We start from the raw sequence: 16,535 nt of genomic DNA, 5'->3' as shown, positions 1-16,535 counted from the left end.
CTACTGAAAAAAATATGGTCGTAAAAAAAAGAGGCGTGAAACAGTTGGATTTTCCGCTGCATAAACTGGAAACAATCAATATTATTTCACGGGGGATTACGCTTTCATCGGATCTGATCCTGTATTGCAGTAAAAATAAAATTTCGATATTCTTCAGCGATACCTTTGGAGCGCCTTTATGCGCGCTCCAGAATCCTGTGTACGGCGATATGGATCTCGGTCTTTTGCAATTACAGTTTCTTCACAACGGACACGAAGCATTAGAGCTGGCAAAAAAAATTATTGAAGGAAAAGTAAAAAACCAGATTAATCTTCTTAAATATTACAGCAGACACCGGTCTCCTGATACAGTTTACGGCTCTGCCGCCGCGGAAGAGATTCCGGCCCCAGGCTGTGGATCGGGTTGTTTTCAGCATGCTTACCAAAAATGAAAAACTGGCGATGAACAAGAGAAACGGCTTGATAAACAATGCGAGCAGAAAAAAATTAATTGAATCCCTGCTTGAAAAACAGGGCGCCGCCGTTAAGTATCATGGTGAAAAGGTACTTTTAAAAAATGTGATAAAAAATCAGATTCGCAATCTATGCCGCCATTTAATAAGACTGTTTATAGACAACATACTTCCCACCCGTGGCGGCAGAAGAGAAACCAGGGTCTCAACGCCGTCGATGTCTGAGATTCTGGTCAGATCCCTGATCTCCTCTCTCAGGTACAAGGAGAGGTAATCCTGATGCCACAAGTTTGAAAAGGCTTTGTCGCCTTTCAGCAAAGGCTCGGGGAATGGCCCAAATTCATACATTTGATCCCACAGGTCATACGGAAGGGGTTTTTCACCAGCTATCAGGTCAAAAAGGTTTGACCTATTTTCGTCGGTAATTATTTCATGCCACAGGTGAAGGTTTTTAAATTTTTTTGATCCGGTTTCCGAAAGGGAAATACCTTCCTATGAGCGCATCACCCGTTTTTTTGAACATATCAAGCCTTGCGCTTCCTGATATCACAAAGCGGAAGATTTCATAAAACTGGTCATAATAGCCCTTAAGAATATCCTTCCACATGGTGCGCTTATGGATTTCATCCAACGCTACCCATACTTTTTTCCCCCGCTGCATAACATTCGCGCATCTGATTCAAAAAAAACGGGGTCTTGCCGGTATGCTGCCTTGACCTTTGGCGTGTCCCAGTTAAAAAAAAGGTAACCGTTCACGGTTACAAGCGGCATAATTTCCTGTTTATAAATTGAATCTCAGGCCATCAACGTAAGGCGGGACAGCTACTTTGGTGGATTCGTCGCTTACGCTCCTTAATCCACCCTACGGTTCAAAAGCAACGTAAGTTTGTAGGGTGGATTAAGCGAAGCGAATCCACCGAAACCTGCTGTATTTTTCAACCGTTAACTGTGAACCTATAACCGTGAACGGTTACATCAAAAGCAACCACATATCCTTCATTTACCCGCTCAGTTAAAAGATATTTGTGGCAGAGCTGATCAATTGCTTTTTCAATTATGCGCACTCCGGTCGAACGGTTTATTTTTGTTTCAATTATGTATTTTCGCCCTTTATAGATTAAAAGAATATCTATCCTGCCCAGACCCGTAAAAGGCTCAAAGCGCAATTCACCTTTTCCCCTTTCAACAAACTGATACAGCCATGCTGAAAGGAGGAATTGTCCGGTTTTTTCATATGGCTTCCGGCTGGAATAAAAGGCATTGACTCCGATTTTAATAATATACTCCTCAAAATCAATGAGTATGGATTCCATGTTTAAAAAACCGTCGGCTGTATAGTACTAAAACTCCGATATAAGGATTTAAGCAAAGATAATAGTATGAAATACTAATTATATCAATATGTTAATTAAGTAAACTTGATAGCCACACAGTCATACAAACACCTCTATTTATGCAATTACGCGCCTGTACGCGCTTTAAAACATGCCGAGATGAGCGGTGCTTATCGATTTGCCCTGGCGCAATTACGCGCCTGTACGCGCTTTAAAACCCCTCGTAACGTAAGCGTTGAAAGCTACCTCTTTATTTAAAAATCCTTATATCGGAGTTTTAGATATCAGAATAGTTTTGATCAAAACTACCAGTATTCATTGAACATCTGATTTAGCTTGATGCATATGGGGCAATGCCCACCCTAAATGGCTAATCATCAGTTGTTTGAGCAGATTTTCGTAACTTTTTGAGATTACTTCTGTGACGTTTGCCGTCCAGCATACGCCTTTTTGATGATGCTGAAGGTTTTGTTTTTCTTCGAATTTTCGGTTCTTTCAGGGCTTCCCTGATCAACCCGGTCAAACGATTGATTGCGTCCTGACGATTCAGAGCCTGCGTGCGAAACCGCTCCGCCTTAATGATAAGGATACCGTCGTCGGTAATCCTTCTGCCTGCCAGGAGAACAAGCCTTGCGCGGACTTTATCCGGCAAAGAGGATGAACCCTCGACATCAAAGCGCAATTGTACAGCCGAAGCGACCTTGTTGACATTCTGCCCCCCAGGCCCTGAGGCGCGAATAAAATCGAGTTTAATTTCTTTTTCATCAATTGAGATGTTTGAGTTTACATAAATCATGCCGGTTTATATAATTCCACCGCCTATTTTCAAAATTTAAAATGCGGATTCAATAATTTCAATTTTTCGTTTTCTCTCTAAAATAAGAGATAGTGTCGTTATAATCAGGGCTTCCGAACAAAGCCGAGCCTGTAACAAATGAATCGACGCCTGCAAGGGAAATTTCTTCGATGGTATCCCGGCTGACTCCGCCGTCTATCTGTATAAGTGTGGAAAGCCCTCTATCCTGTATCATTGTACGGAGCCGCCTTAACTTGTCCAGGCTGCTCCTGATAAAAGACTGCCCGCCGAATCCGGGATTAACGCTCATGACCACCACATAATCAAGGTCTTCAAGCAGAGACTCGATTGAAGATAAAGGAGTAGCCGGATTAAGTGCAACTCCGGCGCGTACTCCGGATTCTTTTATAAGCTGAATTGTTCTGTGCAGGTGGACCGTAGCCTCTGCATGCACGGAAATCCAGTTGGCGCCTGCTTTGATAAAATCGGGTATATATCTGTCCGGCTCTTCAATCATCAAGTGAACGTCAATGGGAAGTTGAGTGATCTTGCTTACTGCTTCAACAATAAACGGTCCTATGGTAATATTGGGCACAAAATGACCATCCATAACATCCGCATGAATCCAGTCCGCCCCCGCTTTTTCAACAGCTTTTATTTCTTCGCCTAATTTGGAAAAATCCGCCGAAAGTATAGATGGCGCTATTATTTTCATTTTTTAAAAATCTCCTTTTTTTATCTTTGCCAGGAATCGAATACTTTTGTTTGTACAAGCTCATCATCAACATACAGAAATAGCACCGAATCATTATTTGGGATCAAAATCCGAATTTCATGACCCGGATCTACAAAATCATTGAAAGCATCGTTTGATACGCCATAGCTGTTAATGTTAACCCTTATATGTTTTTTTAAAAAACCGCATTTTACCCTGTATCTAAACAGGCTGCATCCTATGGCAGAATATATATTCCTTCCATAACTTTTCCCGGATTTTCTGTTTATAACAAGGTTTATTGCGGTTCCTTCAAGAACACGATGACCGGATGGCGGCTCCTGGCTTGTGATCGAATTTAACGGCTTATCTGCATCAAATAATGATTTTATTTCTCCTTCAACAAAATTACTTTTTCCGATTAATATAATTGCATCATCGAGTGGAAGGCCATTAAGGTCAGGCATTTTGTAAAAAACAGGCTGCGAGCCGATGCTAACCAGAAGGTTTACGCCGGATCCCCGTTTTATTACCCTGCCCGGGCCCGGCCTCTGTTCGATTACAACATCCTTTTTTACTTTTTTACTATAAGTAATAGAGTGCGCATTTAATATCAAACCATTCTCTTCCAGGATTATGTGAGCAGACTGAAAAAGCATGCCTTTAAGGTCAGGCATAATAATAGTTTCCGGACCCTTTGATATTATTATTCTTACATCCCGCCCTTTTTTTATTTCAGCACCCGGTTCAGGATCCTGATAAATCACATTATTTTTCGTGATTAAAGAACTGTACTCAGATCCCTTAACCTTTGTATTAACGCCGAGATCCGATAAAATTTCAAGCGCATATACAATATCTTTATTAATAAGGTCAGGTACTAATATTGTATCTTCACTTCTGACTATAAGGCTGAGGGTCAGGTATGCACAAATTCCGGCTATCAGGCAAAAGACCATAATCAAACCGGCTGTTTTTATTATGCGGGGTGTCACTATTTCAGCAATTCTTAAATTTAAATTAAACCCAGCATTGTCCCGGGAGGTATATGATTCCCCTGTAAAAAATTTCTTATGGAAAGACGCTTGCCTGATGCGCTCTGAATCTCAAAAATCGAGAGGGCGCCTTTTCCGGTTGCCACGATCAGCTCACCAGGAAAACTCTTAATTACTCTGCCGGGATTTTCGTCAATATCAGTTCTCAGCGCTATGGCTTTAAATATCTTGAGTCGTCTATCATTGTGAAATGTAAAAGCTCCCGGCCATGGGGTTACACCGCGTATAAACGATTCTATGCTTTCAGCCGGCAATTTCCAGTCTATACAACCGTCTTTCTTATTTAATAATGGCGCATAAGTGGCGATAGCATCATCCTGGGGAACAGGCTTTAAACCATCCGATTCAATCCTCCTGAGTGTTTTTATAAGCAGCACGGCCCCCATTTCAGCAAGGCGGTCATGCAGTATGGATGATGTGTCCCCAGGAAGGATCAACGTTTCATCTTTCAAAAGGATACCGCCCGTATCGAGGCCGTTATCCATCAGCATGGTAGTAACACCCGTTTTTTTTTCACCATTGATTATTGCCCATTGTATCGGAGCTGAACCACGATATTTCGGAAGGAGGGAGGCATGGACATTGATCGCTCCTATCCTTGGTATGGCAAGGATATTTTCAGGGAGTATCCGGCCGAATGCAGTCACAACAAAAAGATCAGGGTTAATAGCCGTAATTTGTTCAGCAAATTCATCTGTCCTGACCGATGCCGGCTGAGCTATATCATATCCCAGACTTAAAGCAGCAGATTTCACGGGAGGCGGTATTATCTTGCGACCCCGTCCCTTCGGGCGATCCGGCTGGGTTACAACTATAGATACCTCATAACCATTCTGATTAAGAGCTTTCAGGGACGGGACTGCAAAATCAGGAGTTCCCATAAAAACAATTTTTTCTATCTTATTTTTTTCTATCTTGTCTTTTCCCATCTTATTTTTTTGGGGCATTTATCCTTTTTTCATTTTTTTTTTCACACGCTTTTTATAAAGATTCCTTTTTAAAGCGCTAAGATGATCTATAAAAAGGACTCCATTCAAATGATCAATCTCATGCTGCAGCACCACAGATAACAATCCTTCAGCCTCAATCTCAAGGGAATTCCCTTCCCTGTCGAGCCCTTTAGCAAAGACTGATGCAGCGCGTTTTACATTGGCCCTTAAATCCGGCAGGCTTAGACAACCTTCATTCTCCGATACTTTTTCTCCCTCCATTGAGATGATTTTCGGATTAATCAGCACCTGTAAATCTCTGCTTCCATTATTCTGCTCAACATCATAAATAATAATCTTTTTTTCTATGCCGACTTGTATGGCAGCCAGGCCGACCCCGTCGGATGTGTACATGATATTTGTCATGCTATCTATAAGGCCGATAATTTTCCCATCTATATTTTCTACTGGTTTTGATAAATTGCGTAAACTTTTATCAGGATATGTTAAAATCTCAAGCTTTTCCATAACACCATACTTATTCCTTTTTGGTTTGCTGAATGTTACCTTGTTTATATAACTTTTGAAAAACTTTTACAACATCCGGATCGAACTGTGTACCGGCCGCTTCATTAATAATATCCATTATCCTTTCAATCTCCATCTTTTTTCTGTATGCCCTGTCAGAATCCATTGCATCAAAAGCATCTGCAACTGCAAGTATCCTGGCAAGAAAGGGTATCTTTTCTCCTTTTAATCCTTCAGGGTATCCGGTTCCGTCAAAACGTTCGTGGTGATATTTAATAATCTCCTGTTCCCTGTCCCACATTCCTAACTGCCCTATTATTTTCGCCCCTATAACAGGATGTTTTTTTATCATATCAAATTCTTCATCCGTTAGCTTGCCGGGTTTAAGAAGCACTTTATCCATCACTCCGATTTTGCCGATATCATGAAGCCGTCCCGCAAAATCTATAATATCCATCTCTTCCTTTGAACATCCCATCTCCCCGGCTATGGACACAGAGAGTCGCGCCACCCTGTCCGAATGCTGCCTGGTATAGGGATCCCTTGCTTCAAGAGCCTGGACAAAAGCGTATAAAGTCGAAAAAAGATTATCAAAAATATTATCGTAAAGCGCTATGTTTTCTATTGAAGAGGCGGCATTCATAGTCAAAAAAGACATATAAAAAAGATCTTTTTTATCAAAACGGGTATCTCCACCAATAACATGGAGCACCAATATTCCAAAAACTCTTTCACGAATTTTCAGAGGGACTGCCATAAAAGAGAGAATTTTTTCAGGCAGCCCACGTACATTTTTATTTTCAGCAACAAGAAACGGTATTTTATCATTCACTGTCTCCATTAAAAGCTCTGCAACATCATCCAAACCATCATCACATATTTCACCGGCAGAACCGCAAGAAGCAGCTACCTGAAAGGGTTGTTGAATATCATCATTTATTACATAAAACCTTGATTCATCAGCATTGGTTATTTCCGTAGCCAAATCCGTCACACATTTAAAAATATCTGAACTTGCATCTATGGAGCTCAGATTGCTCATTATCATATTTAAAGTATTGAGCTCTTCAACCTTGTTTGTTAATTCACGGTTGAGTGCCTCTAAGCGTGACTTGCCTTCCAGCTTTTTTTTCAAAAAAATATTATCTATAAATAATCGCCGTTCCCGCAAAACACGTCCAAGGCAGGCCTCCAGCATACTGAACCTTACCGGCTTGACCAGAAAATCGACGACACCATTTTTCAACGTGTTGACAGCGCTGTCGAGCGAAGGATAACCGGTAACCACAATAACGGGAATAGAACTATCCAATTGCCTGATATACCCGGCAAGTTCCAGGCCATCCATGCCCGGCATATTAAGATCGGTAAAGCAGCAGTCTATGCTCTCATGTTTTAAAATTTCAACAGCCTCTGCTCCGTTTTTTGCCGTAAACAGTCTAAAGCCCTTGCGCCGAAAATATTCACCCGCCAACTCCACGAGTCCCTCTTCATCATCCACAAAGAGAATTGTCTCTCGTTCTTTATCATTCATGATATATAAGTTATTTCGTCCTCAGTTCCTAACCAAGCGCATCCGCTCACAGTTTACAATTAACCGTAAATGGATACCAAATAAAAAAAGATGTCTATTATCTTTTTTTCTTGCTTATTTTTCAACACTATTTAATATAATTTTTATTAATATATTAATATAATTTCTTCTGGAAATTATTCAACAAGCATTATCCAAAAAACAAATCAAGAGGAAGATATTGAATGAAAAATATAAAAATCGGGCGGAATGATCCCTGCCCATGCGGCAGCGGGCTTAAATTTAAAAAGTGCTGCTTCGGCAAAAAATTCCAGCCCACAAAAAATATAAAGGAATTATATTTAAAAAAATATAATATCAGGCTTAAAAGTAAAACGGATATTGAGGGCATAAAAACTGCCGGACGGCTTGCTGTAAAAACCCTTGACCTTGTTGAAGCAAAAATAAGGCCGGGAATAACGACAGGCGATATCAACCGGCTTGTGCATGAATTCACCATAAAAAACGGCGCGATACCTGCTCCTTTAAATTACCGTGGTTTCCCGAAAAGTGTCTGCGTTTCTATTAACGAGGTGATCTGCCACGGCATTCCCGGAAAACGTGTTTTACAGGATGGAGATATTGTAAACGTGGATGTAACACCCATTTTAAACGGATATTATGCCGATACAAACAAAACATTCTTTGTCGGGACTCCAGGTGAAAACGCAAAAAAAATTGTCTCTGTAACCAAGGAATCTCTTCGTCTGGGAATTAAAGCCGTGAAGCCGGGAAACACTATCGGAGATATAGGCTGGGCTATTCAAGAATATGCTGAAAAAAACAGATGCTCCGTTGTCAGGGAATTTGTAGGGCATGGAGTAGGTCTGGGTTTCCATGAACCTCCACAGATCCCCCATTATGGAAAAAAGGGAGAGGGTATTGTATTGACGCCAGGCATGGTAATAACTATAGAACCGATGATCAACCTTGGCAGGAAAGAGTTAACAATACTTGAAGATGCATGGACAGCAGTTACTGCGGACGGTTCACTCTCCGCACAGTTTGAACAGACCATCCTGGTTACAGAAGATGGTTTTGAGAGTCTTACGCCTTTTGATCTAAATCCATAAAACGATTTCTCAGGTCTATATTAAAAATAATTTACCGCATTTTGAAACAACAGTATGCCTGTTGTCGGCCCTGAATCCGGTTTTTTATCTTGACGCTTCAGCTTTTCTTTTGTCTTTGTCCAGTCAGGATGATTTGTCCAGTGATTAAATGCTTCAGGATGCGGCATTAATCCGAAAATACGTCCTGCCGGGTCCGAGATGCCGGCAATATCATTAACCGATCCATTTGGATTAAATGGGAATAGTCCTCCGGCCGGCTCACCGTCCGGCAAAGCATATCTTAATACAATCTGATTATTATCAATCAATTCCTCGATGACAGATTCACTGGCATAGAACTTCCCCTCTCCATGCCTCACAGGGAATTCCAGTCTGTCCAATCCTTTTGTAAAAACGCAGGGTGATGCGGTATTAACCTTTAAATGCACCCAGTCATCCCTGAAGTTGCCGCAGTCATTGCATGTAAGCGCAACTGATCTGTTTTTCCCCGGTTCAGTATCGGTGTCTTTTGTTAATGCCGGTAAAAGGCCCATATTCACCAGGGTTTGGAAGCCGTTGCAAATTCCCAGCACAAGATTGCCATGTTCAATAAATTCAAGGATCTGGTCGCCAATATTGGTGTTCATGCGCACAGCCTGGATTACACCTGCCCCGTGATCGTCTCCCCAACTGAATCCGCCCACAAAGACCATGATCTGAAAATCCTTCAGCATCACTGTTCCGTCTATGAGTGAATTAATGTGAACCCTATACGCTTTTGCACCTGCAAGTTTCAAGGCATATGCGGTTTCATAATCACAGTTCAAACCGTAACCGGTTAAGACAAGAGCCTTGACTTTATTCATAACAGTATCCTGTTTTATATCACTGGATGAAAATAGGTGGGAATCTATATTTTAAGGCTTTTGATAAACTCACCCACAACTCCAACCCCTTTATCATCGATCAAACGGATCGTTTCAGAACCGATAACCGCTATATCGACTTTGCCTTTTAAAAAATCTATATCCTTTTGTTCTTTAACCCCAAAACCCAAAGCCAGAGGCAGCTTTGTCGCTTTTCTGCATCTGGCGAGATAGGAATTCAAATCTTTCGAAAAATTGGTATCTGCACCTGTTACTCCTTTTCTGGCCACACAGTATACGAAACCATCTCCAAATGAGTCGAGATATTTCAGCCGTTCATCCGGTGTGGTCGGTGAAAATATAAATATCGGGGCAAGCTGATTTTTTTGCATGGCTTTCAGATAGACGCCCCCCTCTTCAGGGGGCAAGTCAGGAACAATGGCACCATACAGGCCGATTTCGCTCATCTTTTTTGCAAATCTATCGGCTCCGTATTTAAAAAGGATATTATAATAACTCATAAAAAGAAAAGGAATATCAAAACTGCCGGCAACTCTCTCTGCCAGGTCAAAACACTGCTTTACGGTTACCCCGCCTGCCAGGGATTTTTGATTGGCACGGAGAATAACCGGACCATCCGCAACAGGCTCTGAAAAAGGTATCTGTAATTCCATCAGATCGACGCCGGCATTGACCATGGTTTCAATTATCCGGAAAGAATCTTCAAAACTAGGATAGCCTAATACTATATGGGTCATCAACAGGATCTTTTTTTTCTGTAATTTTTTCAGCAGATAAGATTCAAGCATTATACTCCTCCGCTTTACCCTTTATGAATTCCTGCCAGGCCGAATCGTTAAAAGCATCCGCAATCGTAAAAATATCCTTATCTCCCCTGCCGGACTGATTTATAATAATTATATATTCTTTTGAAAGGTGCGGCGCCTCTTTAAATGCTTGAGCAAAAGCGTGCGCAGACTCCAGGGCAGGGATCAACCCCTCCTTTTTCATCGCCAGGGAAAGAGCATCAACGACTTCTCTATCTGTTGCCGATTCAAACCGTACACGGCCCTTTTCTTTAAGTTGAGCAAGAATAGGAGAGACACCCACATAATCAAGTCCCGCTGCCACACTATGGGTCTCTCTCATCTGACCGTCATTATCCTGGAGAAAATATGTTTTATATCCTTGCGCAATGCCTATGCTTGCATCTTTGGAAGAAAGACGGGAAGCATGCCGTCCCGAATCGAGCCCAAGTCCTCCGGCCTCCACGCCCACAAGTTCCACAGGGTCATCAAGAAATCCCTGGAATATGCCCAAAGCATTAGATCCGCCGCCTACACAGGCATAAACCCTGGCAGGAAGCCGGCCCTCCTTTTCCAGGATCTGATTACGCGCTTCTTTGCCGATAATAGATTGAAAAAAAGATACCATCTCCGGAAATGGATGCGGCCCGCAGGCAGTGCCGAGCACATAGTGGGTAGTATCCATATTTGTCACCCAGTCACGGAAGGCCTCATTGATCGCATCCTTTAAAATCCTTGTTCCGTCAAGAACCGGTATGACTTCAGCCCCAAGCCGTTCCATCCAGAATACGTTCGGTCTCTGCCTCATCATATCGACTTCACCCATATATATAGTGCATTTAAAACCGAACCTGGCCGCCATTGTGGCCGTGGCGACCCCATGCTGGCCGGCGCCTGTTTCCGCAATCACCCTGGTTTTGCCCATTCTTTTGACCAACAAACCCTGGCCCATTACATTGTTGGCCTTATGCGCCCCGGTATGATTAAGATCCTCACGTTTTATATATATCCTGGCTCCTCCGAAATGCCGTGTAAGATTTTCTGCAAAGGTCAAAGGAGTGGGGCGGCATGAATAGTCGGACATTATGTCCTTATATTTTTCCCAAAAAGCAGGCTCTTTTTTTGCTTGCGTAAAGACACTGTCGAGTTCATCAAAGGTCGCAACAAGAATTTCAGGGAGAAAGGCTCCTCCGAATCCATCATAATAACCACGGTTGATCATGTTTAATAGCTCCTGTTTGTTACGCAGAAAAAACTAAATGGATAATTTCTAATGAAAAGGGGATCTTGCCGGGAATAAAAAAAGAATTAGATGGAGGCGGCAACCAGATTCGAACTGGTGAATGACGGTTTTGCAGACCGTTGCCTTACCACTTGGCTATGCCGCCAAAAAAATGGAGCGGGAAACGGGATTTGAACCCGCGACTTCGACCTTGGCAAGGTCGCACTCTACCGCTGAGTTATTCCCGCCCAACAAAATAATCTATTTACCTGTTGAAGGCATTCAAGTCAACAAAAAAATCGATAATACAACAATCATAAATTGAGGAGTTTTTTAAATCTGTAAAAATAATCGGCACCTGACCATATCGTAAATATTAAAGCGCCCCACAATAAAACATACCCTATCTCATGAAAATTTATTCCAAAATATTCCGAATGTATCATCAGGGGTATGGTAGCTGCTATCTGAAACCCTGTTTTATATTTACCCAGACTTGATGCCGAAACATCTTCTCCGCTTGCCGCTATTATGCTGCGCAGTCCGGTTACAGCAAGCTCCCTTCCTATTATAATACAAACTATCCATGCCGGAATCCAGCCCAGGGAAACAAGCATTATAAAAGCCGATGATATGAGCAACTTGTCCGCCACCGGATCCATCACCTTACCCAGACTCGTTTCGAGTCCCCTTGTTCTGGCATAAAACCCATCCAGATAATCAGTAATCGCAGCAGCACTGAAAAAAAGCGCTGCCAGAAATGAGCAAAACCTGTTTGGATACATAAGCAGAATGATAATAATTGGTATAACAACTATTCTAAACAAGGTCAAGCTGTTGGGATGGACCATGATCTCTTTTATATTTGTCTTTGAAAGCTTTTTCATAAAATTATTATTTTTGTGACCTGTTCCAGTCATCCAGAAAAGCTTTGATACCTTTATCAGTAAGGGGATGCGCCGCCAGTTTGCCAAGCACGCTAAAGGGTATGGTGGCTATATCGGCGCCTAAAAGGGCTGCGTCCAGCACATGCAGCGGGTTGCGAACACTTGCAACAATCACTTCGGTTTCAAAGGCATAGTTACTGTATATTTCGACCATCTGTTCCACCAAAAGAAGACCTTCCTGGGATATATCGTCAAGCCGTCCCACAAACGGACTCGCAAAAGTTGCGCCTGCCTTGGCCGCCATAAGAGCCTGTAGAGGAGAAAAGATAAGGGTAACATTGGTCTTTATCCCTTCACCATACAGTACCCTGGTAGCCTTTAGCCCTTCCACCGTCATCGGTATCTTGACCACTATATTTTCATGAATTTCAGCCAGGTGCCGGGCCTCTTTTACCATGCCTTCAGTTTCAAGACTGATCACTTCGGCGCTTATGGGGCCATCGACTATTTCGCAGATATCTTTAATAATCTCTTCAAAATCCCGCCCTTCTTTTGCAATCAGACTGGGATTGGTTGTAACACCGTCAACCATCCCCATGCTGTGAGCTTCCTTAATTTCATCAATATTTGCTGTATCTATAAAAAATTTCATTTTTATCTCCTGATTTAATAAGCATACTTAATTTAAACCTGCAATCTATAAATTATTTGGCATCCTTCATTTTTCAGTTTACATTTACTTTGCACAAAAAACTGGATTTAACCGCGGAGAACACAGAGATCGCTGAGATATTAGATTAAAATTCAAGCAGTTTCCTCTGCGCTTTCTGCGTACTCTGCGGTTAAAATACCGATTTTGACATGAAAAAAAGTGTTACCTGCTTTCACGCCCCAATAAAAAGACGTCGATTATTTCTTTGATTCTACAAACTTATTCTTACACTCCTCGCTGCAAAAATAAAGATCTGTGCCGCCGTATTTTAAATGATAAGCATCTCTTTTCGGAAAATATACTTTGCAAAAAGGATCCTGCACCATTACATCATCTATTTCTCCGGCAACTCCCCCATAGCCTGCTTTTTTGCGAGCATTGTTTTTTATATGTCCGGTTCTTTGCAGGCCGGATTTCAACATCCTGAATCCAAAATATATTAGAGCAAGGAATATTAGTAATTTCATTTTATAATTCAGACACCTTCTGCCCTGAGCCATCAAGTTCCGCAAGCAGCGCGCGGATACTTTTTTTTAATACCGGATGCATAATATCCGGGTCTATATCACAAATCGGCATTAAAACAAACCGTCTTTGATGCATCCTGGGATGCGGAATAATCAAATTATCAGATTCTACCACCTGGTCATCAAAAAAAATAATATCAAGGTCAAGAACTCTCGGCCCGAATCTGACAGCATCCTTTTTCCGTCCTGCTTCAAACTCTATCCTTTTTATCTCCGTTAAAAGTTCCAAAGGTTCAAGGGGAGTACTTATTTTGATTGCGCAGTTAACAAACCAGTCCTGATCTGTATAATCAACCGGCTCGGTTTTGTAAAGTTTCGATTCCCCAAGAAGTACGGCACGCTCCGTCCGAATAAGAGCCGAAATACCTTTTTTGCAGTTTCCTGATTTATCGCCGATATTGGAGCCTGCTGAAATCAGAACATTATGTGTTTGCACCTAAAAACCTGTCTCTTTTATTCTCTTTAAGACTTCTTTAATCCTTTCATTATCAACAGTGAGAGCCATCCTTATGTAACCTTCGCCGGCCGTCCCGAACCCATTCCCGGGTGTTGCCACAACTCCCGCTTTTGTCAGCAAATGGCTTGCAAATTCAGAGGAAGTATATCCGTCAGGAACATCTATCCAGACATAAAAAGTGGCTTTAGGTTTTTTAGCCGTAAGTCCAAGTTCCCGAAGACCATCAACCAATAGATCGCGGCGTTCAGTATAAATCCCGTTCATTTCATCAATACAGGTCTGATCACCCTCAAGGGCTGTGATACCGGCAAGTTGCACGGCCTGAAAAGCTCCGGAATCTATATTGCTCTTGACCTGACCCAGGGCCTGGATCACTTCAGCATTGCCGACTGCAAAACCTATACGCCAGCCGGTCATATTATACGTTTTTGAAAGAGAATGGAATTCCATGCCTACTTCCATGGCGCCGTCTGCTTCAAGAAAACTTATCGGCTTATATCCGTCAAAAGCCATCTCTGTGTAGGCGGCATCATGGCAGATTATTATATCATGTTTTTTGGCGTAAGATACCAGCTTGTCAAAAAAACTCATGCCAGCAACAGCAGATGTCGGGTTATTAGGATAATTTATAAACATCAGTTTCGTTTTTTGTGCAACCTCCTCGGGCACAGCATCCAAATCGGGCAGATAATCATTCTCCTTGAGAAGATTCATAAAACAGACATCGCCTCCGGCAAAATTTACGCCTATTTCATAAACAGGATACCCGGGATTGGGAACCAGCGCCATGTCACCAGGGTTGATAAAGGCAAGGGGTATATGAGCAATCCCCTCTTTGGACCCGATTAGCGTAACCACCTCTTTTGACGGATCCAGATCCACCTTAAACCGTTTTTCATACCATCCTGCAACAGCCTTGTTAAAAGCATCCATGCCTGTATAGGACGGGTACTGATGATTAGCCGGATCATTGGCGGCTTTTTCCAGCTCTCTTATTATGTGGGGTGGAGTCGGCATATCCGGATCTCCCACTCCCAGGTCTATTATATCTATACCCCGTGCCCTGGCCTCATCCTTTTGCCTGTCAATCTCCTTAAACAAATACGGAGGCAGGCTTTTCAACCTTTCTGATTTTTCAATTTTCATCTGACTTTATTGCTGTTCCTTTCTTCTTACTCATTCTTACCTTGTTTTGAAGACGGATAAAATCTGTCAGCTTGAACAGTTTTGACCCCGGCAATCAAAGCTTTATATTCAAGTTGACGTTTAAACTCATAAAATCCCATATCCAAAATTGATCCGGCTAATTTATGGTTTTTAGACATCTCGTTCACGTTTAGATCTTCAATCCCGATAATGTCGTATTCACAAACCAGATGATTAGTTGGTTTGTGAAGGGCATCTTTACGGATATTACCAATCTTCATATGTAATCGTGACAACTTTAGCTTTGCTTTTTTCCAGTTATTAGACCCTTTGACCTTTCTGGATAATGATTTGTTCAACCGTCTTAATCTATTCAGTAGGGCATTATGCGGCTTCGGCCCTTCAAAGACTTCACCATTGCTGATAAAATTTTACCGGAAATATTTAAGCATTCCCGCATTCTCACCCAACCTAATTTTGGAATGTAAATTTTCTTTTTTTCAACCTTGAATTTATCATTGGCAATATAAAAACTATCATTTACGCTTTTCTTTTTAAATTGAGGATATTTTGAACTGTTTTTGAAAAACCGGTTAAATGCCGTTTGTAAATTACTGAACGGCTGACTGTTGGCATCTCTTAGCACTTCAAAAGCCCAAGGATATAGTTCTTTTTTAATAGCGTTGAACTGTTTTTTCAGCTCCAATCCGGCTGGCTTCAATCCGTCTTCGTATTGCCGTTTCCATTCAGCCAGTCCCCAATTCCACGTAAACCTTGATATGCCGCACGCTTTTGCAAAATAGCCTTTCTGCGCGTCATTGGGTTTAAGTTCGATTTTATGGGCCAATTGAATGTTCACTATTCAATTTCCTGGATTATTTTTTTTATGTTTTTTTTATACTTGCGTAAGCCGTATAACCTGCAACTAAAAGTATGAATAATTGCCATTAAATCTTCGACCATTTCCTGATGAGGGGACAAAGATTCTTGATTTACCACCTTTATTTTGCATCCATTTTCATTTGCCATATGTTCAAAAAAATCAAATCCAAATCGGCATAATCTGTCTTTATGAGCTACGATTAATATTTTAACCTCCCCGGTAGCTATCCGCGACATTAAAAAAAGAAATTTTTTCCTTTTAAAATTCATCCCGCCGCCAATTTCTTGAATCCATTCATCAACAGCGATTCCGCAGTTCAAACAAAATTGTTCCATTGCTGTTATTTGAGATTTGAGGTCATCTTTTTGGTTAGAAGAGGACACACGACAATACACAATAGTTTTTCGATCAATATCTTTAATACCTAAAATTTTCCTTACATCTGATTCATCGTAATATCTTTGACCTGTAAGTGTCCTCTTGGCTATCAACCTACCCTCTGTGTCCCAACGTCTTAATGTTGAGGCTGATTTTCCTATTCTTTTTGCAAATTCGTTTATTCTATATATTTTACTCATAATAGATAATTATAAAT

22 protein-coding genes and 2 tRNA genes are annotated in these 16,535 nt (G+C 41.6%); 3 read left to right on the top strand and 21 right to left on the bottom strand.

Annotated elements, in window-relative coordinates:
* Positions 1 to 14: 14 nt before the first annotated feature.
* A complete protein-coding gene (locus BuS5_RS07415; protein ID WP_027354611.1) occupies positions 15 to 431 on the top strand; it encodes a CRISPR-associated endonuclease Cas1 in 417 nt (138 codons plus the stop codon).
* Positions 415 to 726 carry a hypothetical protein gene (locus tag BuS5_RS07410; protein ID WP_027354612.1) on the top strand — a complete coding sequence of 104 codons (312 nt, stop codon included), beginning with the start codon at positions 415 to 417 and terminating at the stop codon, positions 724 to 726. Before BuS5_RS07415 ends, BuS5_RS07410 begins: the two co-directional genes overlap by 17 nt.
* A 177-nt stretch (positions 727 to 903) precedes the next feature.
* On the opposite strand, the gene BuS5_RS07405 is transcribed toward BuS5_RS07410, so the two are convergent.
* From BuS5_RS07405 to BuS5_RS07370, 8 genes are all read right to left on the bottom strand, one after another.
* Positions 904 to 1,113, bottom strand: coding sequence for an AAA family ATPase (locus BuS5_RS07405; protein ID WP_084446177.1), 210 nt, complete (start codon positions 1,111 to 1,113; stop codon positions 904 to 906).
* A 274-nt stretch (positions 1,114 to 1,387) separates the two neighbouring features.
* The gene (locus BuS5_RS07400; RefSeq protein ID WP_027354614.1) at positions 1,388 to 1,765 is read right to left on the bottom strand and encodes a hypothetical protein; all 378 of its coding nucleotides are present in this window, start codon (positions 1,763 to 1,765) and stop codon (positions 1,388 to 1,390) included.
* Positions 1,766 to 2,156: 391 nt separating this feature from the next.
* The gene (gene arfB, locus BuS5_RS07395; protein WP_027354615.1) at positions 2,157 to 2,582 is read right to left on the bottom strand and encodes an alternative ribosome rescue aminoacyl-tRNA hydrolase ArfB; all 426 of its coding nucleotides are present in this window, start codon (positions 2,580 to 2,582) and stop codon (positions 2,157 to 2,159) included.
* A 58-nt stretch (positions 2,583 to 2,640) separates the two neighbouring features.
* On the bottom strand, positions 2,641 to 3,297 hold the full coding sequence (gene rpe, locus BuS5_RS07390; protein WP_027354616.1) for a ribulose-phosphate 3-epimerase: 657 nt from the start codon (positions 3,295 to 3,297) through the stop codon (positions 2,641 to 2,643).
* 20 nt (positions 3,298 to 3,317) lie between these two features.
* Positions 3,318 to 4,292, bottom strand: a complete 975-nt coding sequence (locus tag BuS5_RS07385; RefSeq protein ID WP_035265983.1) for a PASTA domain-containing protein — start codon at positions 4,290 to 4,292, stop codon at positions 3,318 to 3,320.
* Positions 4,293 to 4,312: 20 nt separating this feature from the next.
* Positions 4,313 to 5,299: a methionyl-tRNA formyltransferase gene (gene fmt / locus BuS5_RS07380; protein WP_232223099.1), complete on the bottom strand. Its 987-nt coding sequence runs from the start codon at positions 5,297 to 5,299 to the stop codon at positions 4,313 to 4,315.
* Positions 5,300 to 5,809 (bottom strand): peptide deformylase, encoded by a 510-nt coding sequence (gene def, locus BuS5_RS07375; RefSeq protein WP_027354619.1) that lies wholly within the window; start codon positions 5,807 to 5,809, stop codon positions 5,300 to 5,302.
* A gap of 10 nt (positions 5,810 to 5,819) precedes the next feature.
* Positions 5,820 to 7,343, bottom strand: coding sequence for an HD domain-containing phosphohydrolase (locus BuS5_RS07370; RefSeq protein ID WP_027354620.1), 1,524 nt, complete (start codon positions 7,341 to 7,343; stop codon positions 5,820 to 5,822).
* Between the two features lie 224 nt (positions 7,344 to 7,567).
* Between BuS5_RS07370 and map the strand changes: the two genes are divergently transcribed.
* Positions 7,568 to 8,455, top strand: coding sequence for a type I methionyl aminopeptidase (map, locus tag BuS5_RS07365; RefSeq protein WP_027354621.1), 888 nt, complete (start codon positions 7,568 to 7,570; stop codon positions 8,453 to 8,455).
* Between the two features lie 20 nt (positions 8,456 to 8,475).
* Here the strand turns inward: map and purQ are convergent, their stop codons facing one another.
* From purQ to BuS5_RS07300, 13 genes are all read right to left on the bottom strand, one after another.
* Complete coding sequence (gene purQ, locus BuS5_RS07360; RefSeq protein WP_027354622.1) at positions 8,476 to 9,300, bottom strand: phosphoribosylformylglycinamidine synthase I; 825 nt, start codon at positions 9,298 to 9,300, stop codon at positions 8,476 to 8,478.
* Between the two features lie 44 nt (positions 9,301 to 9,344).
* Positions 9,345 to 10,109, bottom strand: a complete 765-nt coding sequence (gene trpA / locus BuS5_RS07355; RefSeq protein ID WP_027354623.1) for a tryptophan synthase subunit alpha — start codon at positions 10,107 to 10,109, stop codon at positions 9,345 to 9,347.
* On the bottom strand, positions 10,102 to 11,328 hold the full coding sequence (gene trpB, locus BuS5_RS07350; protein WP_027354624.1) for a tryptophan synthase subunit beta: 1,227 nt from the start codon (positions 11,326 to 11,328) through the stop codon (positions 10,102 to 10,104). Before trpB ends, trpA begins: the two co-directional genes overlap by 8 nt.
* 91 nt (positions 11,329 to 11,419) lie before the next feature.
* Positions 11,420 to 11,494, bottom strand: a tRNA-Cys gene (locus tag BuS5_RS07345).
* A gap of 7 nt (positions 11,495 to 11,501) precedes the next feature.
* Positions 11,502 to 11,576: transfer RNA gene (locus BuS5_RS07340), tRNA-Gly, on the bottom strand.
* 66 nt (positions 11,577 to 11,642) lie between these two features.
* Positions 11,643 to 12,248 (bottom strand): CDP-diacylglycerol--glycerol-3-phosphate 3-phosphatidyltransferase, encoded by a 606-nt coding sequence (pgsA, locus tag BuS5_RS07335; protein ID WP_274428126.1) that lies wholly within the window; start codon positions 12,246 to 12,248, stop codon positions 11,643 to 11,645.
* On the bottom strand, positions 12,223 to 12,867 hold the full coding sequence (gene fsa / locus BuS5_RS07330) for a fructose-6-phosphate aldolase (RefSeq protein WP_027354626.1): 645 nt from the start codon (positions 12,865 to 12,867) through the stop codon (positions 12,223 to 12,225). The genes pgsA and fsa overlap by 26 nt, the downstream gene beginning before the upstream one ends.
* Before the next feature lie 257 nt (positions 12,868 to 13,124).
* Positions 13,125 to 13,394, bottom strand: coding sequence for a YHS domain-containing protein (locus tag BuS5_RS07325; RefSeq protein ID WP_051375035.1), 270 nt, complete (start codon positions 13,392 to 13,394; stop codon positions 13,125 to 13,127).
* A gap of 1 nt (position 13,395) precedes the next feature.
* The gene (gene folK / locus BuS5_RS07320) at positions 13,396 to 13,890 is read right to left on the bottom strand and encodes a 2-amino-4-hydroxy-6-hydroxymethyldihydropteridine diphosphokinase (protein WP_027354627.1); all 495 of its coding nucleotides are present in this window, start codon (positions 13,888 to 13,890) and stop codon (positions 13,396 to 13,398) included.
* The gene (locus BuS5_RS07315; RefSeq protein WP_027354628.1) at positions 13,891 to 15,057 is read right to left on the bottom strand and encodes an LL-diaminopimelate aminotransferase; all 1,167 of its coding nucleotides are present in this window, start codon (positions 15,055 to 15,057) and stop codon (positions 13,891 to 13,893) included.
* 26 nt (positions 15,058 to 15,083) lie between these two features.
* Complete coding sequence (locus BuS5_RS07310) at positions 15,084 to 15,434, bottom strand: RNA-guided endonuclease InsQ/TnpB family protein (protein ID WP_232223100.1); 351 nt, start codon at positions 15,432 to 15,434, stop codon at positions 15,084 to 15,086.
* A complete protein-coding gene (locus BuS5_RS07305; RefSeq protein ID WP_274428125.1) occupies positions 15,431 to 15,916 on the bottom strand; it encodes an RNA-guided endonuclease InsQ/TnpB family protein in 486 nt (161 codons plus the stop codon). Before BuS5_RS07305 ends, BuS5_RS07310 begins: the two co-directional genes overlap by 4 nt.
* Positions 15,916 to 16,518 carry an IS607 family transposase gene (locus BuS5_RS07300; protein WP_274428124.1) on the bottom strand — a complete coding sequence of 201 codons (603 nt, stop codon included), beginning with the start codon at positions 16,516 to 16,518 and terminating at the stop codon, positions 15,916 to 15,918. Before BuS5_RS07300 ends, BuS5_RS07305 begins: the two co-directional genes overlap by 1 nt.
* Between the last annotated feature and the right edge of the window lie 17 nt (positions 16,519 to 16,535).

The organism is Desulfosarcina sp. BuS5, assembly GCF_028752835.1.
Taxonomy (GTDB): Bacteria; Desulfobacterota; Desulfobacteria; order Desulfobacterales; family BuS5; genus BuS5.
Note: the sequence above shows the minus strand (reverse complement) of the source record. Positions and strands in the feature narration are given on the sequence as shown.